The sequence below is a fragment of the Paenibacillus whitsoniae genome, from assembly GCF_003955665.1.
Classification (GTDB): domain Bacteria; phylum Bacillota; class Bacilli; order Paenibacillales; family NBRC-103111; genus Paenibacillus_E; species Paenibacillus_E whitsoniae.
On the sequence record NZ_RXHU01000011.1, the window covers coordinates 208957 to 234049 of the forward strand.

The 25093-nt window shown below is 53.5% G+C and carries 15 protein-coding genes and 16 tRNA genes; 8 read left to right on the forward strand and 23 right to left on the reverse strand.

Translation table 11 applies throughout. The annotated features are described in order from the left end of the window. The first annotated feature begins 117 nt into the window (after positions 1–117). On the forward strand, positions 118–915 hold the full coding sequence (locus tag EJQ19_RS03280; protein WP_126139767.1) for an alpha/beta fold hydrolase: 798 nt from the start codon (positions 118–120) through the stop codon (positions 913–915). Positions 916–1544: 629 nt separating this feature from the next. Here EJQ19_RS03280 and EJQ19_RS03285 read toward each other — a convergent pair. Then, positions 1545–2759 carry an ROK family transcriptional regulator gene (locus EJQ19_RS03285; protein ID WP_241242707.1) on the reverse strand — a complete coding sequence of 405 codons (1215 nt, stop codon included), beginning with the start codon at positions 2757–2759 and terminating at the stop codon, positions 1545–1547. Between the two features lie 79 nt (positions 2760–2838). Beyond that, positions 2839–3564: a class I SAM-dependent methyltransferase gene (locus tag EJQ19_RS03290; RefSeq protein WP_126139768.1), complete on the reverse strand. Its 726-nt coding sequence runs from the start codon at positions 3562–3564 to the stop codon at positions 2839–2841. Between the two features lie 236 nt (positions 3565–3800). On the opposite strand from EJQ19_RS03290, the gene EJQ19_RS32385 reads away from it, so the two are divergent. Further along, positions 3801–3917 (forward strand): sporulation protein YjcZ, encoded by a 117-nt coding sequence (locus EJQ19_RS32385; RefSeq protein WP_126139769.1) that lies wholly within the window; start codon positions 3801–3803, stop codon positions 3915–3917. Between the two features lie 48 nt (positions 3918–3965). Here the strand turns inward: EJQ19_RS32385 and EJQ19_RS03300 are convergent, their stop codons facing one another. The 3 genes from EJQ19_RS03300 to EJQ19_RS03310 form a co-directional block, all read right to left on the reverse strand. Next, positions 3966–5522: an ABC transporter substrate-binding protein gene (locus tag EJQ19_RS03300; protein ID WP_126139770.1), complete on the reverse strand. Its 1557-nt coding sequence runs from the start codon at positions 5520–5522 to the stop codon at positions 3966–3968. An 87-nt stretch (positions 5523–5609) separates the two neighbouring features. Beyond that, positions 5610–6563, reverse strand: a complete 954-nt coding sequence (locus EJQ19_RS03305) for a carbohydrate ABC transporter permease (RefSeq protein ID WP_126139771.1) — start codon at positions 6561–6563, stop codon at positions 5610–5612. Between the two features lie 18 nt (positions 6564–6581). Further along, a complete protein-coding gene (locus EJQ19_RS03310; protein WP_338143320.1) occupies positions 6582–7565 on the reverse strand; it encodes an ABC transporter permease in 984 nt (327 codons plus the stop codon). Positions 7566–7928: 363 nt separating this feature from the next. On the opposite strand from EJQ19_RS03310, the gene EJQ19_RS03315 reads away from it, so the two are divergent. The 6 genes from EJQ19_RS03315 (at position 7929) to EJQ19_RS03340 (ending at position 19816) form a co-directional block, all read left to right on the forward strand. Then, positions 7929–11528, forward strand: a complete 3600-nt coding sequence (locus EJQ19_RS03315; protein ID WP_126139772.1) for a polysaccharide lyase 8 family protein — start codon at positions 7929–7931, stop codon at positions 11526–11528. Positions 11529–12587: 1059 nt separating this feature from the next. Beyond that, a complete protein-coding gene (locus tag EJQ19_RS03320; protein WP_126139773.1) occupies positions 12588–13709 on the forward strand; it encodes a glycoside hydrolase family 88 protein in 1122 nt (373 codons plus the stop codon). A gap of 118 nt (positions 13710–13827) precedes the next feature. After that, positions 13828–14823: an ABC transporter permease gene (locus EJQ19_RS03325; protein WP_420901658.1), complete on the forward strand. Its 996-nt coding sequence runs from the start codon at positions 13828–13830 to the stop codon at positions 14821–14823. Between the two features lie 12 nt (positions 14824–14835). Beyond that, on the forward strand, positions 14836–15711 hold the full coding sequence (locus EJQ19_RS03330; protein ID WP_126139774.1) for a carbohydrate ABC transporter permease: 876 nt from the start codon (positions 14836–14838) through the stop codon (positions 15709–15711). A 104-nt stretch (positions 15712–15815) separates the two neighbouring features. Then, on the forward strand, positions 15816–17483 hold the full coding sequence (locus EJQ19_RS03335) for an extracellular solute-binding protein (protein ID WP_164716289.1): 1668 nt from the start codon (positions 15816–15818) through the stop codon (positions 17481–17483). Positions 17484–17599: 116 nt separating this feature from the next. Then, positions 17600–19816, forward strand: coding sequence for a helix-turn-helix domain-containing protein (locus tag EJQ19_RS03340; RefSeq protein ID WP_126139776.1), 2217 nt, complete (start codon positions 17600–17602; stop codon positions 19814–19816). Positions 19817–19875: 59 nt separating this feature from the next. Here EJQ19_RS03340 and EJQ19_RS03345 read toward each other — a convergent pair whose 3' ends face one another. From EJQ19_RS03345 to EJQ19_RS03430, 18 genes are all read right to left on the reverse strand, one after another. Further along, positions 19876–21477 (reverse strand): response regulator transcription factor, encoded by a 1602-nt coding sequence (locus tag EJQ19_RS03345; RefSeq protein ID WP_164716290.1) that lies wholly within the window; start codon positions 21475–21477, stop codon positions 19876–19878. Further along, positions 21452–23173 carry a sensor histidine kinase gene (locus EJQ19_RS03350; protein ID WP_126139778.1) on the reverse strand — a complete coding sequence of 574 codons (1722 nt, stop codon included), beginning with the start codon at positions 23171–23173 and terminating at the stop codon, positions 21452–21454. The genes EJQ19_RS03345 and EJQ19_RS03350 overlap by 26 nt, the downstream gene beginning before the upstream one ends. 226 nt (positions 23174–23399) lie before the next feature. Next, positions 23400–23478: transfer RNA gene (locus EJQ19_RS03355), tRNA-Leu, on the reverse strand. 19 nt (positions 23479–23497) lie between these two features. Continuing rightward, positions 23498–23586, reverse strand: a tRNA-Leu gene (locus EJQ19_RS03360). A gap of 6 nt (positions 23587–23592) precedes the next feature. After that, positions 23593–23666: transfer RNA gene (locus EJQ19_RS03365), tRNA-Cys, on the reverse strand. A 12-nt stretch (positions 23667–23678) separates the two neighbouring features. Continuing rightward, a tRNA-Gly gene (locus tag EJQ19_RS03370) sits at positions 23679–23753 on the reverse strand. Positions 23754–23764: 11 nt separating this feature from the next. Further along, positions 23765–23836 (reverse strand) — tRNA-Gln (locus tag EJQ19_RS03375). Positions 23837–23855: 19 nt separating this feature from the next. Continuing rightward, positions 23856–23928 (reverse strand) — tRNA-His (locus EJQ19_RS03380). A gap of 14 nt (positions 23929–23942) precedes the next feature. Further along, a tRNA-Trp gene (locus EJQ19_RS03385) sits at positions 23943–24016 on the reverse strand. Positions 24017–24026: 10 nt separating this feature from the next. Then, a tRNA-Tyr gene (locus EJQ19_RS03390) sits at positions 24027–24108 on the reverse strand. 10 nt (positions 24109–24118) lie between these two features. Next, positions 24119–24191: transfer RNA gene (locus EJQ19_RS03395), tRNA-Thr, on the reverse strand. Positions 24192–24204: 13 nt separating this feature from the next. Then, positions 24205–24280: transfer RNA gene (locus EJQ19_RS03400), tRNA-Phe, on the reverse strand. A 16-nt stretch (positions 24281–24296) separates the two neighbouring features. Next, positions 24297–24373 (reverse strand) — tRNA-Asp (locus EJQ19_RS03405). Between the two features lie 11 nt (positions 24374–24384). Then, positions 24385–24461 (reverse strand) — tRNA-Met (locus EJQ19_RS03410). Positions 24462–24517: 56 nt separating this feature from the next. Beyond that, a tRNA-Val gene (locus EJQ19_RS03415) sits at positions 24518–24590 on the reverse strand. A gap of 19 nt (positions 24591–24609) precedes the next feature. Next, positions 24610–24681, reverse strand: a tRNA-Glu gene (locus EJQ19_RS03420). Positions 24682–24758: 77 nt separating this feature from the next. Beyond that, positions 24759–24850, reverse strand: a tRNA-Ser gene (locus EJQ19_RS03425). Between the two features lie 3 nt (positions 24851–24853). Then, positions 24854–24929, reverse strand: a tRNA-Asn gene (locus tag EJQ19_RS03430). Between the last annotated feature and the right edge of the window lie 164 nt (positions 24930–25093).

A 25093-nucleotide genomic window follows, 5' to 3' on the forward strand; every position in this document is an offset into this window, starting at 1 on the left:
GAAGCAAACATTGTATAATCAAAGAATAGCAATCAAATGTTAAGTAAGTATAAGGTTCTCATATAGAAAGTATGAGCAGAATAATTTGTCACAATTTTGCCGAGGAGTTGTTGGATAATGAAGATCAATGTCGAAGGCGCGGAGTTGTTTATTGAGGAAAAAGGACAAGGAGACGCGGTTATTCTACTGCACGGTTTCCCGCTGGATCACGGCATGTGGGAGGCGCAGGCGAACGCGCTGTCCGCTTCGTTCCGCGTCGTGACGCCGGATTTACGCGGCATGGGGCAGTCCGCAGTACCCGAGCAAGCGATCGCAATTGAGCGCTACGCCGACGACGTGCTGGCCATCATGGACAGCCTCGGTATCGAAAAAGCCGCCCTCGGCGGCTTCTCCATGGGCGGTTACGTCGCCTTTGCGCTCATGCGCAAGGCACCCGCCCGCTTCACGGGGCTGATTCTGGCGAATACCCGGCCGGAGGCGGACAGCCCCGAAGCCCGCAAGAACCGCATGAACATGGCGGCTTCGCTGTACGAGAAAGGCCCCGCGGCCGCACGTGACGCGATGCTGCCGAAGCTGCTGACGCCGGCGACGCTGGAAACCCAGCCGGCGCTGGTGGACCGCCTGCGCGCGACAATGGACGCGATGCCGGCGGAAGGGCTCGTGCACGCCGCGCTGGCGATGGCGTTCCGCCCGGACTCCGCCGCGTTGCTCGGCGGGATCCGCGTGCCGACGCTCGTCATCGCCGGCGAGCACGACGCCATCGCGCCGCCCGACGTCATGCGCAAGATGGCGGACGCCATCCCCGGCGCGCGTTTCGAGGTCGTCGCCGGCGCCTCGCACCTCGCGCCGATGGAGGCGCCGGAGGCGTTCAGCGCCCTGCTGCTTGATTTTCTACGTAACGTTGCTGCAAGCTAACAACGTCTGACAAATAGAAGGGGCTGTCCCAAAAGGCAATTTGTGATTTTTTTAGCCCCACTTTGAGCCAAATATCGTCAAGTAAAAGAACCTCATCCTCCACTTTGAAGTGGAATTTGAGGTTCTTTTGCTTGTAAAATGGGACGTTCCTTGTCATGCGAACACTTTTGGGACAGCCCCTTCTCCATCATTTCCCCCTTACCCACACCCTGCAGAACCTACAGTAAATCCTCTCCAAAAAGGCTTAATCAGATGAAAACCTGCATTTCCTACATCAAAATAAAGCTCCACCCTCGATGTAAGCCCTTTCATCGCTTGAATAGCCAAATTTAGCTGCACATTATGCAGGTCTTTGTGGAAAAATAGCCTCTATGGCCATATGACATGTACTTTTTGCAGGATCGAACCGCGTAAGTGGAGTACGACGTGCTCGGAAGGCGGTGCTGGCGGGGAGAAGCAGGCTCATCTTATCGCATACAAACGCCGAAAGGCTCGCCGGATCCGCTCCGTGGGGATTGCTCGCCAGCGTCAACGCGATAGCGCCCGCTTCTGTCCGAAGCGCGGCACTATCTACACACCCCATCCGCACAAAAAAGCGCTCACCACCAAATGAACGCTCCAACCACTACTCACACTTTAAAAAGCCGGTTCATCACGAGCACCGCCGCGCCGATCGCCAGCGCCTCTTCGCCGAGCCCGCCTCGGCTGAATACCACTTGGTACGCGGGGTAGTAGTACGCTTTTCGAATCGCGACCGCGGTCGCCGTTTGGAAGAACAGCTCTCCGCCGGCCAGAAGCGGCCCCCCGAGAATGACCTTCTCCGGATGCAAAATATTGAGCAAATTCGCCAGCCCGATCCCGAAGTACGTTGCCGCTTCCGTCACGATCTCCACGACAAGCCCATCGTTTTTTTGGAGTGCCTCCATCATATGTACATAGGTCAGCTGCTCCGGATCGGCTACCAACTGCGTCAGCAAGGTTGTCCGGCCCATCTTGATCGCCGATTTGGCCCTCTTTTCGATCGCATGCAGCGATACGTACGACTCCAGCGCGCCATAATTGCCTGACTTGTCCCGAGGCGCGACGCCGTCGGTCTGGATGATCATCTGACCGACCGAGCTCTCCATATCCACGGCACCGTAAATGACCTTCCCCTCGGAAACCATCGAGGAACGGAGGCCTACACCTGCATGGATGTACAGCAGATGCTTGAAGCTCTGCGAGCGCTGGTGCCACGACTCCGCCAGAATCGCCGTATTCGCCCCGTTGTCGAGCATCGACGGAATCCCAAGCTCCTCACTCAGCATCTTGCAGATCGGCACCTGCTGCCAGCCTTTAGACGGAAAATACGACGGCTCCAGAATTACGCCGGAATGACGGTCGACCGGACCGACCGACCCGATGCCGATACCGAGCACGTCGGAAATCGCTATCCCATGATGCGCCAGCATCGCCTGCGCTTCCTTCACAATCAGGCCGACGAGCACATCAGGCGTCATTTCCGCCGTCATCGCCCAGCTTCTGGCCTCCAGCTTGGTCATCCCGAGATCGACCAATACGAGCTTGGATAGTGTTCGCGAAATCTCCAGACCAAAGACATAGGCATAAGCCGGATTGGTCTCATACAGAATCGGTCTGCGCCCACCTGTCGAAACGCCAAAGCCCGATTCGAGAATCAGGCCCTGCGCCGTCAGTTCCTCCAGATGCCGGGTTAACGTCGAGACCGTCATGCCGCTTTGCTCCAGCAGCTCTATTTTGGAAACGGTCGTTTGTCTGCAGATCAGCTCATAAATTTCTTTCGCTTTGCGGTTGGAAATACGTTCAGATATGACGTCTACGTTCAAAAGAAGCAGCCTCCATTGAAAATCTTTCTCACATGTTCGCCATTCACGAACGAATTTCCTGCTTAGCCGGCGTAAACCGTTACCCTTTCGTGCCAATCATGAGCGTATAGCCCAGATAGGCATGGTATTTGTTCACCAGCTCGTCATAGCGGGCCGTAATTTGCCAAATACGCGGATCCAAGAACGATTGCTTGTCGGATAAATGGACAGGGTCCGGATGCTGCACCTGGTCTTCAAACATGGCGAGCGGGAACGCATGAACCCCGGAAGATTCGACCGGATCGAAGCGCTTGCCCTCGAACAGCGCCTGCCACTCCTCCTGGCTGTATATTTTATTCACGCCATAGAAGCTGCACAGTGCGCGGTGAATGGCAGGGCTCAACTCCTTTATGCGAATGACTTCGCGATCGTAGAGCTTGCCGCCCGGACGAAGCACCCGATAGTACTCCGAGACCGCTTTCTCCGCATCGGCGAAATTCGTCACCGACTCCACCAGCACAACATCAAAAGTACTGTCCTCAAAAGGCAAACAGCATACATCGCCGACGATAAAATTCACGGATACGCCTTGTTTCTCTGCCCGAACCTTCGCTTTCGCAATCATTTCCGGCCGGATGTCCACGGCGGTCACTTCAATGCCCTGCTCTGCCAAATAGCAAGCGGTTCTACCTGTGCCGCATCCGACCTCCAGCACCCGCTTCCCCTGCTCGATCGGATACCGCTTGAGCTGTTCGACCGTCTCTCCGAAGCCGCCGGGATGGGCGTTGCCGATGCCGAGCTTAGCGAGCATATCCAAATATTCCATCACCCTACACCTCCATGGTGGCATAACGTTTCTTTAACTACCATATGGATGGCGTCTGCCACTTGTTCGGCGAGTTCCCCGTTTTCAAGCAAAAAGGGCGCTTGCCTACGTGAGGAAATCTTCTTCCCCGCATATAGTCAAAACACCCAAACATTCAGGGAACCATCTCCATAGGATAGTATTGTCTCTCATCCGATTCAGACAGAGAGCATTCCTTGCGATGGGGGGTGACGTGAATGGGTGTTGCTGTAGGTACGACTGGTGCTGGTTATGGAGGCGGATATACATCCGCTGCTGCAGTTCTTGTATTGTTCATCTTGCTTGTTATCGTAACGATGACTTACGCTTGGTAATCGTAAAGGAGCCTGGGTTCTGAGGAACCCGGCTCCTTCTACATAGGGTTATTTCTTATTGGCCGCCAGGAACGCGTCGAGCTGCTTCTGCTTCTCGGCGATAATTTTATCGATGCCGGCTGCTTTCATTTTATCCTGGTACTTCGGCAAGGACGCATCTACATCGACGGAGCCGGTGTCCAGCGTGGCATCGAATTCTTTGCCGACGTTGACCGCAGCGGCGACTTGCGTTTTCACAGGCTCGGAATCAAAGGTGAATCCGAGGCCCGGCGACTTTTTGCCTGACTTGTTGAATTCCTTGAATTTGTCCCACTTCTGCGGATCTTCGTTATCGTACAAATAGTTCAAGAACTGGTTGCCAAACTGCCACGCCGCACCCGGCGCATAGTTTTTACCTGCATCCGTCGCTTTAATGATGTTGTCGGACACTTTCGTGTAATGTACACCTTCGATCCCGAAGTTGATCAGGTTGTTCAGCTGCTTATCGGTATGCAGCAGGTTAATGACCATCATGGCACGCGCCGGATCCTTGGACGTCACGGAGATGCCCAGCATCGATCCCGCCGTATCGCCAGTGGAAATGGTGCGCGGTGTCAGCTCAATCTGCCCCAGCTTGCCGACCAGATTGGTCGCATTGGCGAGCTCCGCATCTTTGCCTGGCTTGAGCGAGGAGGTAATCATGAACACATTGCCGGATTTGAGTGCATCCTGACCGGACAATTGCGTGGTCGCCGCATCTTTATTAATGTAGCCTTTTTGCATAAAATCGCGGGTCAGCTTCAGAATCTCCTTATAGCGCGGCTGATCCCACTTCGGCACAACCTTCGTGTCGCTGCCATCCTTCAGAATCACACCCGGGATCGTGCTGTCGCCGAGATAATCGTACTGTGCCATATAATGCGCATTGAGATTATCTCCGTCGCGCAGGAACAGGGCGGTCATTTCCGGCTTTTTCTCCTTAACCGTTTTCAGTACATCGCCGAGATCTGCCATCGTTTTGACCTTGCCCATATCAAGGCCAAGCTCTTTCGCAATGTCGGCACGATACACGACACCGCCGGAAGCGGCCAATTCCTTGTTGGTCGGAATTCCGTAATTTTTACCGTTAATTTTGGCGCCTTCGAGGAAAGCGGGATCGAGCGCATCCGTAATGCCTTTGCCGTATTGGGTCAGCAGATCGTTCAGCGGCATCAGTGCGCCTTTGCCGACGTTTACCGCATGGCCGTTCCACTGCGCCGTGAATAGAATATCAAATTCCTCGCGAGACGCAATCATCAGATTCGTCTTGTTGTCCCATTGCCCCCAATCGATCGGCATGAGCTTGATGCTCGCATTGATTTTATCCTTGAGCACTTTGTTCATCGCATCTTCGACTTTCGCTTGGTCAGGCTGCGGCGTACCCGGATAGACGAGCTTCACTTCGTATGGCTTCAAATCCGATCCTGTCGCGGCTTTCGTTGCAGCGGGCTTCTCTGACGCGGCGGGAGCCGCTGATGTGCTGGCCGCCGGCTCCTTACTGGCCTCAGATGAACAGCCTGCCAAAGTAAGCGATAGCGCGAACAGGGATGTTAAACCGACAATCGTGCCTTTTTTGAACACTTTCATGAAACATGTTCCTCCCTTTTTTATCAACGTTCTGTATGCTGATCCGATAAACGGAATGACCGTTAACCGGGACAAGCCTTGCGGAAATTACCCTTTGATCGCACCTACCGTGAGACCTTTCTTAAAATATTTCTGAAAAAACGGATACGCGAACACGATCGGCCCGATGCCAAGCACGGCCATCGCCATGCGCACCGTCTCTGTCGGCAGCTGCAAAATCCCGCCGGCCTGCGACAAACCTTGGCTCGCCTGCACATTAGAGCTGAGGAATTGAATGTCCAGCATCGTCTTGTACATCATAAACTGCAGATTGATGTTCTTGCTGCCCGAGATGAACACGAGGTTGAGGAACCAGTCGTTCCAATAGTTGAGCACCTGGAAAAGCGCCACCGTCGCCAGTACCGGCATCGACAAGGGCAGGATAATCCGGGAAAAGATGCGAATCTCGCCCGCACCGTCGATCTTGGCTGCTTCAATGAGCGGCATCGGAATCGAGCTGGCGAAAAACGTGCGCAGCAGCAGCACGAAGAACGCGGAGACGAGCAGCGGCAGCATGAGCGCAGCCAGCGTATTTTTCAGATCCAGCAGCTGGGTGTATACAAGATACCACGGAACGAGTCCGCCATTGAACAGCATCGTGAAGAACATGAAGAATGAAAAGAAATGGCGATGCGGAAAATCGCTCCGGGAAATCGGATAAGCATACAGCGACATCAGGATAAGGGAGATCGCCGTGCCGACGGTGGCCAGAAACACCGAGATGCCGAAGGATCGCAGGATTTGATGCCAATCCTTGAACATAAATTTATACGCTTCCAGGCTCCACGCCTCAGGAAGGAAGTTGTACCCGTGAATGAGCACGCCTTTCTCATCCGAGAACGAGACGATGATGACCAGGGCCAGCGGCATCAGACAAGCCGCCGTGTACAGCCAGAAAAACACGTTGACCAGCAAGTTTGCCGGAGCGGACAGCTCATTGGGTCCCCTCGTCTTGCGGACACGGAGTTGGCTGACCGTCGATGGGATGGTGGTTTCGCGCATGACAGACACTCCTTCCTTTTAAAATAGGGCGTTCTCTTTGCTCACTTTTCTAACGAACAAGTTCGTCACCAGGACGAGCAGGAAGCCGACGACCGCTTGATACAGTCCCGCTGCGGACGACATCCCGATGTCGCCCATCGTCAGGAACGTCTGATACACATACGTGTCGATGACTTGGGTCGTCGGGAACAAGGCCCCGGCATTTTTCGTCACTTGGAAGAACAGCCCGAAGTCCGCATAGAATATGCGCCCTACCTGCAGCAGCGTCATCGTAATCATGACGGGCATAATGAGCGGAATGGTGATGCGCCGGATTTGCGCCCATTTGCTCGCGCCGTCCATAATCGCCGCCTCATAATACTCGTGATCGATCGCGAGGATGGCCGCCATGTAGATGACCGTGTAGTAGCCAAGGTTTTTCCAGGTGTTCACGATCGGCAGGATGACCGTCCAATATTTCGGCTCCGTGTACCAATCGATGGGCTGAATCCCTAGCTTCGGAAGCAGCACCGTGTTCAAGAAGCCATGCTCTGCCCCGAGGAAAGCGTATACAAGATAAGCCACGCACACCATCGAGAGAAAGAACGGTAGAAACATCGCGCTTTGGTGAAATTTTGCTAGGAACTTGCTTCGCATTTCATTAAAAAGGATGGCCATGGTGACGGCGATCACCAGATTCAACGCAATGAACACAACATTGTACGAGATCGTATTTCGCGTAATGACCCAGGCCGATTCACTGGCGAACAAATATTTGAAATTATCGAAACCGATCCAAGGGCTCGCCCAGATGCCTTTCGTGTAGTTGACATTCTTGAAGGCGATCAGGACGCCTGCCATGGGAATGTAATTGTTAATGATCAGCAGCAGGGCCGCCGGCGCCATCATGATGTAGAAGATCCAGTACCTTCGGACCGTCCGTAAAAATGTCGATCTCACCCGCTCCCGCTTCACAGCTTTCGCAGGCATCGTCTGCACTGCCGCTTTGGGCGTATGTTCCATCTGCTTCTTGCGCTCCTTTCCGCTTAATCCTGTTCTGTAAGCTTATTGTAAATTTTTCCCGGTCAAATCTCTATCCTGGAAATGACCGAATCAGCAGTTCTGTGACATGGGCGTGAAATGCTGCCCGTCGATGCAATTGACCTGCTTCGAGGCACGAGTGTGCGCCTAGCAAGCAGGCGTTATCGGCAAATGGCGTCGTTCTGTATATGGCTCAAAAATTTGTATATTGCCGGATAGCGAAAGCGAATTGTATGTTGAATGGGCACATTTGGCTGTGTGCAATCCCGTCCGGGGAGGTGAATTCGTCAGAATTGAAATCGCTTTCAAGTTGTCCCAACACCCAAGCGAAGGAGAGGAAGGAATTTGAAACGTAAACCATCCGCCATCACCGCTATGCTGCTTATTGCTTCTTTATTATGCAGTCTGCTGCTCGTACCAAACCGTACCGCTTATGCCAGTGATGAGTATGATACGCTGCGCCTCAAGCTATCTGACGTCATTACCGGCGGCACCTCGTTTAACCCGTTGGATCCCGATATTGCGCCGAAGATTACGGCTCTGGATACGAATGCTCAACAGTTCTGGAGCACGATGGACAAATCCGCAGGCCGCACCTATCTGTGGAGTGAGCTCGGAGATCCGCTCGGCGCGAGCATGAACTCCACCCACGTTTCCGGCAGCTACAGCCGGCTTCAAACGATGGCCACAGCCTACAGCACGAACGGCTCCGCCCTGTATCAAAACGCGACGCTGCGCGCCGACATCATCAGCGCCATGGATTGGATGTACACGAACCGCTACAACACCAGCGTGCCTAAGCGCGGTTACGGCAACTGGTTCGACTGGCAAATCTCATCGCCCCTGTCGATCAATGCCATCTCCGTCCTGCTCTATCCGTATTTGAGCACGACGCAAATCAATAACTGGCAGGCCGTTATCGATTGGCAGATCCTGCCGTTCACCTCCTCCAACACGGGCGCTAACCGCGTCTGGACGTGCAACATTATGATTACCGGAGGCATTCTGGCCAAGAACAGCACCAAAATCACGAACGGCGTGAACGGCATGAGCCCTGTCTTCGACTATGTCACATCAGGCGAAGGCTTCTACAGCGACGGCTCGTTCCTCCAGCATACGGCGCTAATTCCTTACAACGCCGGCTACGGTCGTTCGCTGCTCGATAATCTGACGCAACTCATGTACCTGATTGCCGGCTCGACCTGGGATTTTACCGACCCGGATCTCAGCCATGTGTATGAGTGGATTTACAACGCGTACGAGCCGCTCCTCTATAAAGATAATATGATGGAAATGGTGAACGGACGGAACATCGCCCGCGTCGCCAACGACAACCTGGGCGTCACGACAGTGGGCGCATTAGGCTCATCGTTGGTGCGGCTGGCCTATTCCGCTCCAAACCCTGCCGACGCCGCACGCTACAAGTCCATGGTGAAGCAGTGGATGAGCGACGCCACATCCCCGACGCCTTATGCGAGTCTGGGCTCGATTCAGCTTATCCAGCAGACGAAAGCGATTATGAACGACGCTTCCATCGTTGCCGCAGGCGATTTGTACGGGAACAAGCAGTATCCGAATATGGCGAGAGCCGTGCAGCGCAGACCTGGCTTTGCGTTCGGTGTCAGCATGTCATCGGGACGTGTCGGAAACTACGAGAATGTCAATACGGAAAATATAAAAGGCTGGCACACCGGCGATGGGATGACCTACCTGTATAATACCGACATCGCCCAGTATCACGATGCGTTCTGGCCGACAGTCGATAGCCACCGCTTGGCAGGCACGACCGTCCTGCAAAACAGCGAGCCTGGCGGACAGCTGAAGAACGGCTCTAACTGGGTCGGCGGTACCGACGTCGGCGGCTTGTACGGCGTGACCGGCATGCAAGTCATCGCTCCGGACTCGTCCATGTCCGCCTACAAGTCCTGGTTCCAGTTCGACGATGAAATCGTCAACCTGGGCGCCGGCATTCAATCTTCCGTAACGACCAAGCCGGTAGAAACCATAATCGAGAACCGCAAGCTGAACAGCAGCGGCAATAACGCGCTGACGGTCGGCGGCACCACGAAATCCGCCTCGCTCGGTTGGTCGGAGACGATGTCCGGCGTTAGCTGGATGCACCTTGCCGGCAACACGGCAGGCGCGGACATCGGCTACTACTTCCCGACGGCGACAACCGTGAAAGGGCTGCGTCAAGCCCGCACCGCCAACTGGAACAGCATCAACACCTACTACAACGATCCGGCGCTGACCCCTGAGTATTTTGTCAATTACACGCGGAACTTTATGACCTTATGGCTGGATCACGGCAATGCACCGACGGCTGGAAGCTATTCGTACGTGCTGCTGCCGAATAAAACGACGACGCAAGTCGCGAATTACGCGGCGTCGCCGGACGTGACGATCATCGAGAACAGCACGCAGGCGCAAGCCGTTCGTGAAAATAATTTGAATGCCCTCGGTATCAATTTCTGGCAGAACGCAACAAAGACGGTAAGCGGCATTACCTCCAACAAAAAGGCGTCGGTCATGGTCCGCACCTCCGAGAACGGCACCGAAGTCTCCATCTCCGACCCTACGATGGAGAATACAGGTACGATCCAGCTGACGTTGACGCAAAGCCTCGGCCCGTTGGCTTACAAAGATTCCCGCATCACCGTCAGCACGAGCGGCGGCACGACGACGCTAACCGTCAACGTGAGCGGTGCTGCCGGCAAGAGCATCAAGGCGTTCTTCGCAGCGCCAGTCGGCGGAGCGGTCACGGGTTATGCTGTGAACGAAGATTTTAACAGCCTGACCCTGGGTTCCCTTGACGGGCAAAACGGCTGGATCTTCGACAACGGCGGCGCTGCCGGTCAATCCGTCGTCGTCTCGCCGGTAAACGGCGCTTATGCAGCGAAGTCGCTGAAAGTGACGACCACTTCCACCAGCGGCGGTGCGGTGGCGAATCGAATCTTTAGCGCGCCGCAAGATAGCTACATTACCGCAGAGGCCACCGTCACTGCGGACGATAATAACTGGAAGAATGCGTTGGTCATCGCGGATAACAGCTTGACCAGTGGCGGCTCAGCCGTGCATCTGATCATGCAGAACGGCAAAATCTGGGGCTATAACGGCAGCACTCAAACGGATATTTTAACAGGCACTACCAATGGTCAGCCGTATCGCCTGAAAGTCGTCATCAACGCATCGACGAAAAAATTCAACGTCTACGTCAACGATGTGCTCCGCGCCTCCAACTGGAGCTACCGGTATGCCGCGGTGAACACGCTTGATAAGTTCTCCACCTCCATCGCAGGCAATGCCAGCTCCATGAGCGTCGACGACGTGAAGATCTCGTACGCACCGCTGACGCTGAGCACGGTGATCGCTACGGATTTTGACGGCCTCGCGCTCGGCAATTTGAACGGGCAAGGCGGCTGGACGTTCGATAATGGAGGCGCCTCTGGGAATACGGCCGTTGTGCAGAACGCCATCGGGCTCGCGGGCAACAAAGCGGCCAAATTGACGACAACGTCCACCAGCGGCAAAGCCGAAGCGTATCAAGTATTTACCGCGCCAGCCGGCAGCACATTGATTGCGGAAGCGACCATCACCGCAGACGATAACAACTGGAAAAACGCGCTGGTCCTCGGCGACAGCAGCCTGACCTCAAACGGCTACGCCGCGCACATCATTATGCAGAACGGCAAAATTTGGGGCTACAACGGCGGCACGCAGACGAACCTGCTGACTTCCACCGCCAACGGGGAGCCTTACCGCCTGAAAGTCATCATTAACACCTCGACCCAAAAATTCGACGTCTACATCAACGGCGAACTGCGCGGCTCGCAGTGGAACTACCGGTATTCGGGACTGACGAAAGTGGATAAAATCATCTCCTCCATCGCCGGCAACGCCAGCTCGATGAGCATAGACGATGTGAAGGTCAGCTATAAACCGTAAGCGGCAAGTGGCGTTGTTGAAGCATCCAGACGGCAGCGTTTTGCTTGCTAGATGACGCTGCTAGAAGTACTACTATCCGCCATGTTGAAAAGGAGGGGCCCCCCCTCCTTTTTTTGACTCGATTCGTAGGTTCCACGAATCCTCACATCCTTATTACTGGGCACCTCACCCTTTTTCTGACCCTTGTTTCCGTGAATTTCGATGCCTTTCTTCCCCGCTCTTGCTACCTGATTACCAGTCTTCCCCTGCTGCTCCATTCTCCCTCGTGCCCAACGCCTCCCCGCTTCTTCACTCTCCCCACTTCCCTGCTACCTCGCTCCTTACGCCTCCCGCTACCTCGCTCCCCCGCCTAACCATCGCTCGCCCAGGCTCACCTGCATTAATTACATCAAATTTCGCAAAATCGGCAGAAATCGAGCGAAATCCTGTAAAATGTACATCAAATTTTCGAACTCGCCCCCCTTTTAGCCCCTTTCCAGGCTCAGACCGGAAATTTACCTGTACTTTTTGCAGCAAAACACTCAAATTCCCCCCTTCTCCCCACAGTTTACTGTACAAAATACAAGTTCTCGCATCACACCAGCCAGCTAGTCCCTGGAAATATCCGGGATTAGCAATTTTTCAGAGATTAACATGTCCATTTACGCCCTATATGCCTCGCCCAGTAGTCCTACATGCAGCCGCTCCTAGCCTTACCGGCTCTCCCAGGCTTTTCATCCGCTTTCATCCGCTTTCATCCGCTCTCATCCGCTCTAATCTACTCTTCACCCGCTCTTCGCCTCCCTTTTCCTCTTCTAATTTTAGACGCTTCCTGCTGCTCTCATCCTACAGCCCCTCTTGCCGCTCTTCCTTGACGTTTCCCAACACTCCCCCTCCCCCGTTCACTCCGTTCACCCCCTTCGCTCCAAATTCAACCGCTGTTTATCCCGCAAAAACATGTATATTGAGGGATTCCGCCCAGGCGCAGTAAGCTAAGCGTGTTCCCGCAGCAAGCTAATAATCGCTCACATAGAAGCGAGGGGCTGCCGAACCTAACTAGCCAAGGAATGGAGAATACACATGCATACGACACCCGAATGGATCGAACAAGCTTGGGACGCAGGTGCCCGGAAAATAAAAAAAGCAAGCCTGCGCATCGGCGCACGCTTTCCGCACGGCTCCATCGACGGCGAATATCACCTCATGCCGCCGGTGTACTGGACAGCCGGCTTCTGGACCGGCCTCCTGTGGCTCGTCTACCGCGAGCACGGTGACGAAGAGCTTCGCGCCATCGCCGAAGACTGCGAAGCGCAGCTCGACGCGCTGCTGCAGGACTACAGCTCATTAAGCCATGACATCGGCTTCATGTGGACGCTGAGCTCGCTCGCGCAGTGGCAGGTCACGGAGAGCGAAGCCTCTCACCGTAGAGGCATGCTGGCCGCCAGCCACCTCGCCGGCCGGTTCAACATCCAGGGCCGCTTCATCCGCGCCTGGAATCAACCCGAACGCATCGGTTGGGCCATCATCGACTGCCTCATGAACGTGCCCTTGCTGTATTGGGCCACGGAACAGACGGGCGACCCCCGCTTCCGCCACATCGCGGTCGCGCACACCCTCACCGCCGCGCAGCAGTTCCTGCGCAGCGACGGCTCGGTCCACCACGTCGTCTTCTTCGATCCCGAGACGGGGGAACGCACCGGCGCCGGCGGCGGGCAAGGCTACGCCGAAGGGTCTGCCTGGGCACGCGGCGCGGCCTGGGGCATCTACGGCTGGACGCTCGGCTGCCGGCACACAGGGCGCCGGGAATTCCTCGATGCCGCCGAACGCGCCGCTGCCTTCTTCCTGAACCATTTGCCGGAAGACCGTGTGCCTTACTGGGATTTTCGCCTGCCGACGCAGGAAGGTGCGCCGCGCGACTCCAGCGCCGCCGCCATTACGGCGACTGGGCTGCTCGACCTGGCGGACATCGTCGGCGGCGAAAAAGGCCGCTACTATCACGAGCAGGCACTCAGCATCCTGCACTCGCTGTATACGAACTATCACGCCGACGACAACGAGGAAGCGATTCTGCTTCACGGCACCGGCAACCTGCCGATGAACCAGAACATCGACCGGCCGCTCATCTACGGCGACTACTATTACATGGAAGCATTGGCCAAGCTGAAGGGCAAGTCCGGTTTCTGGGGGCCATGGACGAGATAAATCGCATAGCGGCGCGCTTTTCGCCCTCTGTTAATCGCACAAAATCATGTATATTGAGCGCCAAAGCGCGTTTGCTATACGATAGCCTTACTTCAACCGAGAGGAAGTGACAGCAGCAATGAAATCGATGGACGACTCGGTCTCTTCCGTGACCACCACCATCCCGCCAGCCACCGACGCGAAGCCGGTCGTCAGAACCGGTTGGCTGCAGCGCAAATACACCAAACGGGTGCTGAAACAAAACATTCCGCTTTACATCATGTTTATACCGATACTGATCTACTTTCTCATCTTCAAATACTATCCAATGACCGGCCTTGTGATTGCATTCAAAAAGTACACGTTCATCAAAGGCATTTGGGGCAGTCCTTGGGCGGGACTCGATATGTTCAAACTCATCTTCTCCACCAAGCAGATGACGAATATCATCTGGAACACCCTTCGCCTGAGCGGACTCAGCATCATCATCGGCTTTCCGATGCCGATCATCTTGGCACTGCTTCTGAATGAGGTCCGGAAAATGTGGTTCAAACGCATCGTGCAAACGTTCGTATACTTGCCCCACTTTCTGAACTGGGTCATTATCGGCGGCATCGTCGTGACGATCTTCTCGCAAAGCACAGGGGCCATCAACCATGTCCTGGACAGCTTGTTCGGCTTCACGTACCCGTTCCTTTACAAAGACGTATCGTGGATCACGATCTTCCTGACGTCCGGCATCTGGAAAGAAGCGGGCTGGGGCGCCATCATCTACTTGGCTGCGCTTACCTCCATCGACCAAAGCTTGTACGAAGCCGCGAGCATCGATGGGGCGAACAAATGGCAGCAGCTCATACGAATCACCGTTCCAGGCATCATCCCTACGGCTATTATCATGCTCATTCTCAAAATCGGCCATCTGATGGAAGTCGGCTTTGATCAAGTCTTTGTTCTGCAAAATAATACCGTTGCCGAAATTTCCGAGGTCATTTCAACCTTTATGTACAAAACCGGTATTCAGCAAGCGCAATTCAGTCTCGCTACCGCAATGGGTTTATTCGAATCGCTGGTCGGCCTGCTGCTGGTCGTCATCGCCAATCGAATCGCCAGACGTTTCGGCCAAGGCCTATGGTAAGGAGGAACCACCATGAAGCATACGACCGGTGAAAAAATATTTTACACCGTCAATTATCTGATTCTCGCACTCGTCGGGCTGAGCTGCCTGCTTCCGCTCATTCATATCGCGGCCGTATCACTCAGCGATAAGCACGCCATCGCTTCCGGGAGCATCGCCTTCTGGCCGGTGAATCTGGAGCTAAGCGGCTATAAAGCGCTCCTGAAGGAAACACCGGTAGTCGAAGCGTTCCGCAACAGCGTTGTCATCACTGTCGTGGGGACGGCGCTCAATATGGTCGCCAGCATCTTGGCGGCATATCCGCTGTCCAAGCGTTACTTCATCGGACGCAGAGTCTACTCGTTCGGCATCATCTTCACCATGCTGTTCGGCGCAGGCCTCATCCCAAGCTACCTGCTGCTCAAAAGCCTCGGCCTGATCAATTCCTACTGGGCGCTCTGGTTGCCCGGCCTCGTCAGTGTCTGGAACATGATGGTGCTGCGGAGCTTTTTTGAAGGGATGCCCGAGGAACTCGAAGAGGCCTCACGGATTGACGGCTGTTCGGAATGGCGGCTGATCACCCAAATCGTGCTGCCGCTCTCCACGCCAGTCTTGGCAGCGCTCTCTTTATTCTACGCGGTCGGCCATTGGAACTCGTTCATGAGCGTTCTGATCTATATTAACGATTCCAGCAAACACAACATGGCAGTTCTAATTCAACAAATGATTCAAAATTCAAGCCTCATGCAGGAAATGGCCAACGTGCAACCGGATCTTGCCCTCTCGCTCACACCGGAAGGGGTTAAAGCCGCAGGCATTATCGTCATGACCATTCCGATGCTGGTCGTATACCCATTCCTGCAGCGCTATTTTGTGAAAGGCGTGATGATCGGCGCAGTGAAAGGCTAATGGCTTCCATACTTTGCCTAGGTGGTGATCCAACACATTCCGTGTAATTCAGTTTGAAAGCGATCCAAAGTATGCGACAATATGACAAGGGGAGTGTCTATACAATGAAAAAACAACTACTCAACAAAACCGTTACAACCTCTTTCGCATTGATGCTGGCAGGAAGCGTGCTGCTGACAGCCTGCGGTAGCAAGTCCGATGAAACGACAAGCACTCCAGGTGCAGCTTCCACTTCTTCTGCGACTGCTGCAGCAACTAAAGGACCTAAACCTAAAATTAAAGTGTCCATCTATGACCGCAATAACGTCCCTGAGGGCGAAGGTAAAATTACCGACAACCGTTGGACCAAATGGATTAATGAAAATGCGCCGGTTGAGGTCGAGTTTGTACCGGTCCCTAGGACGAATTCGCAGGAAAAGTGGAACGTGCTCTTCGCATCCGGCGACGCGCCTGATCTCATTTTAGAATTCTCCAATGCGTATATGAAAGATCTTGCCGCTAAAGGGCAAATCATCCCGCTCGACGACGCCATTGAGAAATATTCCACAACGTATAAGCAGTTCTTGAAAGATAACCCGATTATTAAAACGCTGACATCCTATAACGGCAAAACGTTCTTCTTCGGACGCCTGCTGCCCGCTTCCACGAACCATTACCTGATGGTTCGCAATGACTGGCTCAAAAAGCTGAACCTGAAAGCTCCGACAACAGCCGAAGAATTTTACCAAGTAGCCAAAGCATTTACAGAGCAAGATCCGGATGGCAACGGTAAAAAGGATACGCTCGGCACAATTTTCACAGACATCGACATGTTCTACGGCTTTGAGCCGAGCTCGCCGGCTTGGATGTACCACCTGCAAGGCGACCAGTACGTTCGCTCTTGGGACCGTCTCCAAGCTTCTACCGAGCTGAAAAAGCGTCTGTATGATGCCGGAACGGTAGATAAAGATATTTTCGCAGATAAAACAGGTGCGAAAGCCCAACAGGACTGGGTCAACGGCAAGCTGGGCATGTACGTCGGCGACGGCCTCGAAGGCTCGAAAGGTTATGGCATCTACGATACCCTGATGAAAAACAATCCAAATGCCGAAGTTTCCGTCATTCCGCTACCCAAAACGGAATTCGGTCAATACTCACCGGCAGGTGCAACACCGTTCCAATTTGATGCGGCGATCAACGCAACGACCAAAAACGTCGAAGCCGTCATCAAATACGTCGACTGGCTCATGAGCGATTCGACAGCGAATACGCTGCAATACGGTCTGGAAGGTGTCCACTATCAGAAAGATGCGACAACCGGCTGCCCGAAACCGATCGATGTCGAGAAGAATAAGAAAGAATTGACCTGGAACGCCGACTTCTCCATGCTCAGCCAAACGTATAAATTCGGCAAATGCGCCGAGTTTGTGAACACGTCACTCAACTTGAGCAAGCCGATCGACAAACAGTATGCTGAGCTGATCGCCAAAGGCCGCGATGCTTACATTTCGCCGGATCGTCCGCTTTACTACGACCTGACATTGCCGGTGACACTCACCGATGACCTCGTCGTCATCAATAACACCGCAACAACAACGATCACGAACACGATCACGAAAGCGATTGTCAGCGGAAGCAGCTACACGACCGAGCAAGCGATCAAAGACGCGAAAGAGGCTTGGGAAAAGAGCGGCGGCAAAAAAATTGACGATTTCCAACAGAAAGCTTATACCGACTACAAAAATAACGGCGTCATCTTCACCAAAGATTTTTACCAATATATGAAAAAGTAAAGCATCATTTCGAAGGCGAGTACCTCACTCGCCTTCTCTCTCATTTCCACTGCTTCTATACACGCAGAATTGTGTGGTAGACTGAAGACGGTCCTATTCGAAGGAGTGTTACAACGATGAGCAAAAATTGGTTCCACAGGCTGCTTCTCTCGTATTTGCCCGTCTTGCTTTTGCTTGTTTGTCTGTTTGCCTTTATCGGCATCGTTCAGCTAAGTGAGCTTTCCCAAAAGGAAGCCACCAAATCAAGCCGCGTCTATGCGCAAAATCTGCAAAACAACATCGATACCTCACTGCGTTCCATCGAATTGATGATGATGGAAACCATATCCCGTAACGCCAAATTAACGTATTTTGCAGGCATGGAGAGCTCTCCCGAATTCATCATCGACCTCTCGCGTCTCTTGGAAAGCATGCTCAACACGAATAGCTGGATTGATTCCGTCTACATCTATCGAGCCGGTGACGGTGCGATCGTGACGGACAAAACCAAGCTCATCATCGATCAGTTCGCTGACCGTGCTTTTATCGATGATAACCTGACCGAGCGCCCGAACGGTTGGAGCAGACCGCGCATATTTCAGGTTTTTCCAGACAGTACCGAGAAAGAAAACGTCATTTCCATCGCCAAAGGCGTTCCACTCAGCGGCAAAGGAATTGCCCTGATGGTGGTTAACGTTAATATAGAAGCTATTCGGTCGTATTTGAGCAATTTCGCTAGTTCTGACGTCAGCTACATCTCGGTCACGGACCAGCAAGGCAACGCTTTGTTCCAGCAAGACAAGGGTCCCGCAGATACCGAGGACATCATTCTCACCTCCGCCTACACCGGTTGGACCTATCACAGCGGATTAAAAGTGAAGTCATTCAGCAACCTTTTCAGCTACTTGACCAGCGGCTGGCTAATCGTAGGCTTCCTCGGGCTCGTTCTGGGCATCTGGTGGATGGTTTACATTTCCCGCAAAAACTACAAGCCGATCGAGACGATGATGTCCCGCATTCAGAAATACAACCAGCAGCATCAACATGCGGCTATTCAGGAACCTTCCACAGATGAGCTCAGCTACATCGACTTTACGCTCAGCAATATGATCGAAGCTACGCAGGACTACGAGCACCGCGCGCAAGAGAACAAGCGCTATCGCCGCTTGCGCGTGTTTCAGGAGCTCGTCGAAGGTAACGGCTCGCTTAACGACAACGAGTGGCGCGAGGAACTCAGCGAGATGAAGATCGGCACGCTGAACGGCGCCTCGGTCAGCATCATCGAAATCGATAAATATCCGGAGTTTATCCGGCAATATTCGCATGAAGATCAGGGCTTGTTCAAATACATCCTGACCAAAGTCGTAGACGAAACGGCCAAAGCCGATTCTCTGCGCATTTGGCAGGAATGGGTGACCAATCACCGGCTGTGCGTCATCTATTTTGACGCCGACGAAGACAAGCCGCTGCATGGCGGCAGCCGCATCCTGGCGCAATCCGAGCAGATTCGCGTGTGGTTGCTCGAGAACCTGAAGCTGACTGTCACCTTCGGCATTGGGACGGCCGTTTCGGATGCCCGCGCCATCGCGCAATCGTACGAATCCGCGACCCAAGCGCTCAGCTACAAATCCGCGCTCGGCAGCAACCGCGTCATCGGCCACTGGGAAATCGAAGTGCTCTCCCACGACGATCTGTTTGTGTACCTGCAGTACGTGCGGACCATCGCACAGGCCTTCCGCGTCGGCAACGACGGCTGGCAGGAGCAGTTGACCTTGCTCTTTAACGGCCTCCGCTCCTTGCTGCTACCGAAGGAAGAAATCGACGGCGTTCTCATCTATATGAACTTCTTTTTCCAAAGAGAAATGATGGAGCTGCCGCCCGAGTATCAGGAACTATGGAACACCGAATTCCGTGCCAAATGGGAAGCGCGCATGGAGTCGCTCGAAACGCTTGACGAGCTGGAATCGTTCTATCAGGAGCGCCTGACGGCCTGCACACGCCTCATGCGAAGCCTTCGCGAAGAAAAGGGTAACCACGCCGTTGTCCGCCGGGTTCGCGAGTACATCGAGTCGCACTTCGACAATCCCGACCTGTCGCTCGCGATGCTCGGTGAACAGTTCAACATGAACACCTCAAGCTTGAGCACGCTCTTCAAAGAGGAATTCGGCGAAAAATTCGTCGTCTATCTATGCCAGGTGCGCATGGAGCATGCCAAAGACATGCTGCGCAACACCGACCTCCCGATTCAGGACATTTCCGGCAAAGTCGGCTACCTGCACCCGATGTCCTTTATCCGGACGTTCAAAAAAACCGTCGGCGTCACACCCGGCGACTACCGCAAAGTTCATCAGTGAGCGCCTCCGGCGCGCTCCACGCCAAAAAACCAGCAACCTCCGCGGTTGCTGGTTTTCTTCTACCCTTGAAAGCTCTTCCGATACTCCTGTGGGGACAAACCGGTATATTTCTTAAACATTTTCGCAAAAAAGGAGAAATGCGAATACCCCGTTTGCTCTGCCACCGCACTCACTTTGTCATTGGACTCCGCGAGCAGCTTCTTCGCGCGCTCCATCCGAACCTTGAGGCTGAACTCCGAGATCGAGAGCCCGGTCTCCTTCTTGAACAACCGGGACAAGTACGCCGGGTTGAGATATACCGCTGCGGCCAGTTCCTCGCGGCTCAGCTCCTCGTGCAGATGCGTCTCGATATACTGGCAGACGCGCATTGTGACTGCCGATACGTCCTTCAGATGCTCGTTCATATAGTCACAGCAGCTCACTGCGACGCGAATCGCCCAGTTCTGCAATTGGTGGAGCGAACGCGTTGCCCCCGCGTAATCCTGCAGTTCTTGCGGAGGCAGCAGATCATGCACCGCCAGCCCTTTCTTATGGCACACCTGATACACCAGATGCAGCAAGCCATAGTAAATGGCTTCCACCGTCTCAGAGCCGATTTCTTCCCCCTGGTAGCGGGCAATCGTTTCCTGAATGCGCTGGATCAGCTCCTCTTTTTTCCCCGCCTCCAGTAAAACGCTCCAATCGCCGAAAGACGGCGCTTCCCGCTTTCTGCCGCTCGCCCCGTCCGCTGACTCCGCTTCCGTCAACACGCAGTTGCTCCGAGTCACATTGTTCCGCTCCGCTTGCCACAGATCCGCCACCCGCACCGCCACATCCGTCAGCGCCGTATACGAGCCCATGTAGCACGACAAGCTGCACTGAAAATAACGATTGCACGCCGCGATGAACCCTTCGCATCTCCGCCTCACTTCCTGCTCCGACAAACACGCCTCCGCATCGTACAGCAGCACCAGCGTCGATCCGTTCTCCTGAATCACACAGCCTTGCTGCTCCGCGACAATAAGCTCCGCCGCCGCCTTGCGAATCGCATACTCCATGATTTCCTCATCGCGGGCATTCAACGCCTCCTTCCAATGTTCCACGGAGATGAGAATCGGCAGAATCGTGCTCCTTATCTGTAGGGGCAGCTCATACATCTGGAAGTGCCGCAGCAACCGCTCCGGATTCGCCGGTATTTTTCCCCCTAACAGCTCTTGCCAGAAGCGTTCCACAATCGCTGGGAGTTCACTCACCCAGTGCTGATAATACGTCTTGTACGTCTCATGAAACTCCTGCTGCTCCTGATCCGCTCTAATCTTCTCCATGGCGCTGCCGACAATCTGATGCAACCGATCATGGTCCACGGGCTTCAACACATAGTCAAAGCTGCCGAGCCTGACCGCCTGCTGCGCATATTCAAAGTTTGCATGTCCCGTGAGAAAAATCGTTTCCGTATGCGCCGAATGCGCCCGCACCCATTCTTGCAGCTGCAGCCCGTTCGCACCTGGCATCTCGATATCCGAGATCATAATGTCAATCCGCTGCGTGGACAAAATACGCTTCGCTTCCTCGACATCCAACGCCTCATAAATGCCGCCAATCGGCATGTCCGACCAATCGATGCCAACCGTAATGCCTTTGACTGCAAACTTCTCGTCATCCACGACCAGCAAGTTCATCATGGTCCTTCTTCCCTTCCCCATGTTTATGCCACGGCAGCCTGAGCGTCACGACCGCACCATGGTCCTCTCGATTCCCAAACTGTATGCCAACCTCGCGTCCAAAATTCATCTGCAGTCGATGCCTGACATTCCAGATCCCCAAATGTTCGTCCCCGGACTGATCCAAATACTGCGCCGAATTAAGCTGTGACAATAGCTCAGCCTGAAAGCCCTTCCCATTATCCTCAATGCGCAGCAGGAAAAAATCATTCGGTGCCTCAACATCTCTCTCCGCCCTCACCCGAATCTCAAACGCTCCGTACGCCTTCGTAAAGCCATGGATAATCGCATTCTCGACAAAGGGCTGCACCACGAGCGGCGGAATCTCAACGTGCTTGTACGGCTCAGGGATCTCCAGTTGAAAAACCAGATCATCCGGATAGCGCATCGCTTGAATTTCCAAATAGTTGCGAATATGCGCAATCTCATCCTCCAGCGTCATCGTTGTCCGGTTCGTCCTCATAATGAAGCGGAAATAATCCGCGAGATGCAGCGCCATTTTCTGCACCGCCTTCGTATCCTTGAGCGCCGCAAGGTTGTAAATAATATTGAGACTGTTCATATAAAAATGCGGATTAATCTGAACCTGCAAATGCTTAAATTCCGCTTGTTGAACCCGAATCTTCTCCTCGTAAACGGAAATTTTCAAATGCTCAATCTGATCCACCATGTTGTTGAATGTCGTGATCAGAAAAGCAAACTCCGTCGAGCCCCCTTCATGCAGGCGCACCGACAGTTCCCCCTGGCCGATTCTGCGCATCCCGCGCATCAGCTGCGTCAGCGGCTTCACCAGAATTCGCTGCAAATAGAGCAAATACACCGCCAATACCGCCGCTCCGCCTACAGGTAAAAAATAAATCGCCAGCTGCAGATATGGTAAATTCTGCAGCATATTTTTCTCCGCGATGATCAACTCAAACTCCAGCGCGGCATGCGTAGAACCTTCCCGAACAATGAGGAATTGTTCGTCCTCCTCCCTATCCTTCACGATCCGCACGCGTGAAGGCTCCAACTGCAGCTGATCGCTAAACTGCCGATAGCGTTCCAGCGGAAAAAACATCGTCGTGAGCGTCTCCCCCGACGGAGCAACCACCAGGGCGCCTCCGCCTGGCCCTGTGTTCCATCGGCTGAGCGGCTCTGCCAAGCTGCTCATCTTAATCAGAATGCCGCCGGATAGGCCGGCTCCCAGATCTTTGTTGATTTTCATCAAATAGGTATCGCCGCTCGCCGCCGTCATGACAAGCCAGTTCCCGTTCGAACTGTCGTTCGGCCGCGTGGTAGCGTTTTCGCTTATAAATTGCTTCACCGTCTGTACGCGATCATAGTAGTACGTGTTCTCCCGCGTCGAAACCAGTAAATCGCCTGTCACCGGCGAATAAACAAAAAACGTATTCACCAGATTGTAAATATCCAACTGCCGGCTTAATTTATTAAACACTCGCTGCTTGGCCAGCACATAATCGTCCGTCTCAATCGCATATAAGTCCATGTTAATGACATCAGGGTCGCTATACAGGTGGAACAAATAGTTATCGAATTCTTTGAGCGTATTGTCCGTATCTTCCACGTACTGACTTAGCAGCTTGCTGTAGTTTTGTGAGATTTGATCCCGAACCACATTCATCGAATACACATTATTAAAAATCAAAAAACTCACGAGCGGCGCCACCACCAGCACGAAGCCTACAAAAATTTTAAATCTCACTGAATTAACCAGTTGCAATGCCTCCCCGCCCCGATTTTGTAGTAGTGGGCCTGCGCTTTCATTGTAGAGCAGCTACTCTCATTTTACTATCAGTTGGAGGCACTTACATAGCACTTTTGATACAAAGGCTAAAAAAGAAAAAACGTATGAAATCATCAGATTTCATACGTTTTTTTTATACCGGCGAGAGGACTCGAACCTCCACGGTTTCCCACTCGATTTTGAGTCGAGCGCGTCTGCCATTCCGCCACGCCGGCATATTCAGTTGTAAAACAATGGTGCCGAAGACCAGACTTGAACTGGTACGGTAGTCACCTACCGCAGGATTTTAAGTCCTGTGCGTCTGCCGATTCCGCCACTCCGGCAAGTGTTGGAGGCGCCACCCAGACTCGAACTGGGGGTAAAGCTTTTGCAGAGCTCTGCCTTACCACTTGGCTATGGCGCCTCATTGCAACATTGGAGCGGAAGACGGGGATCGAACCCGCGACCCTCGCCTTGGCAAGGCGATGCTCTACCGCTGAGCCACTTCCGCATAATATAAAACTGGGGATCAAGGATTCGAACCTTGGCATGACGGAGTCAAAGTCCGTTGCCTTACCGCTTGGCTAATCCCCACTATAGTTAACCAATAGAGGGCGACCGATGGGACTTGAACCCACGAATGCCGGATCCACAAACCGGTGCGTTAACCCCTTCGCCACGATCGCCATATGAAGTTAATTGGCAGGGGCAGCAGGAATCGAACCCACACCAAAGGTTTTGGAGACCTTTGTTCTACCTTTAAACTATGCCCCTAAAAAGGATATGGAGGCTGATGGATTCGAACCACCGAACTCGGAGAGAGCAGATTTACAGTCTGCCGTGTTTAGCCACTTCACTAAGCCTCCATACAAACAGTGCCGTCGAGAGGACTTGAACCCCCAACCTACTGATTACAAGTCAGTTGCTCTACCAGTTGAGCTACAACGGCATATTAAATTAAATGGTGGCTTTGGACGGAATCGAACCGCCGACACGAGGATTTTCAGTCCTCTGCTCTACCGACTGAGCTACAAAGCCTTACTTTAAATAATAATGGCGGAGCCGACGGGATTCGAACCCGCGGTCTCCTGCGTGACAGGCAGGCATGTTAGGCCTCTACACCACGGCTCCACATTCATTATTGGTTGCGGGGGCAGGATTTGAACCTGCGGCCTTCGGGTTATGAGCCCGACGAGCTACCGAGCTGCTCCACCCCGCGTCGTTAAGTATAAGTGATGTATCGAAGTAAATCAAGCTTTACTTTAAGATACATGATGGAGGCTGACGGGATCGAACCGCCGACCCTCTGCTTGTAAGGCAGATGCTCTCCCAGCTGAGCTAAGCCTCCATGGTACTATTAGAAGAAGTGACCCGTAGGGGACTCGAACCCCTGTTACCTCCGTGAAAGGGAGGTGTCTTAACCACTTGACCAACGGGCCTAGATATTTTTTTGCGGGTTCCCGAAACTAATCGGAATACACGACAACGCTGTGCTTCACTTTTTAGGGTGAATTTGTGGCGGAGAGAGAGGGATTCGAACCCTCGAGACGCTTGTGACGCCTACACGATTTCCAATCGTGCTCCTTCGGCCAGCTCGGACACCTCTCCATATGGCTCCCCGAACAGGACTCGAACCTGTGACAACTCGATTAACAGTCGAGTGCTCTACCAACTGAGCTATCAGGGAATACACTTGCTATTAAATTCAAGGCTTGCACCTTGAAAACTAGATACGAAACGTTGCTTCAACTTTAGGTTTGTTGTTGTAGTTTTGGGCCCCGAGAAAGTAATCGGCATCAGCTACAAAGCTTCGCTTCACTTTCTTGGGATATGTTTGGTTAAGCCCTCGAC

Coding starts and splice junctions, on each gene's coding strand:
- EJQ19_RS03280 (WP_126139767.1), top strand. CDS start 118: ATGAAGATCAATGTCGAAGGCGCGGAGTTGTTTATTGAGGAAAAAGGA.
- EJQ19_RS03290 (WP_126139768.1), bottom strand. CDS start 3,564: ATGGAATATTTGGATATGCTCGCTAAGCTCGGCATCGGCAACGCCCAT.
- EJQ19_RS32385 (WP_126139769.1), top strand. CDS start 3,801: ATGGGTGTTGCTGTAGGTACGACTGGTGCTGGTTATGGAGGCGGATAT.
- EJQ19_RS03300 (WP_126139770.1), bottom strand. CDS start 5,522: ATGAAAGTGTTCAAAAAAGGCACGATTGTCGGTTTAACATCCCTGTTC.
- EJQ19_RS03305 (WP_126139771.1), bottom strand. CDS start 6,563: ATGCGCGAAACCACCATCCCATCGACGGTCAGCCAACTCCGTGTCCGC.
- EJQ19_RS03310 (WP_338143320.1), bottom strand. CDS start 7,565: ATGGAACATACGCCCAAAGCGGCAGTGCAGACGATGCCTGCGAAAGCT.
- EJQ19_RS03320 (WP_126139773.1), top strand. CDS start 12,588: ATGCATACGACACCCGAATGGATCGAACAAGCTTGGGACGCAGGTGCC.
- EJQ19_RS03325 (WP_420901658.1), top strand. CDS start 13,828: ATGAAATCGATGGACGACTCGGTCTCTTCCGTGACCACCACCATCCCG.
- EJQ19_RS03330 (WP_126139774.1), top strand. CDS start 14,836: ATGAAGCATACGACCGGTGAAAAAATATTTTACACCGTCAATTATCTG.
- EJQ19_RS03335 (WP_164716289.1), top strand. CDS start 15,816: ATGAAAAAACAACTACTCAACAAAACCGTTACAACCTCTTTCGCATTG.
- EJQ19_RS03340 (WP_126139776.1), top strand. CDS start 17,600: ATGAGCAAAAATTGGTTCCACAGGCTGCTTCTCTCGTATTTGCCCGTC.
- EJQ19_RS03345 (WP_164716290.1), bottom strand. CDS start 21,477: ATGATGAACTTGCTGGTCGTGGATGACGAGAAGTTTGCAGTCAAAGGC.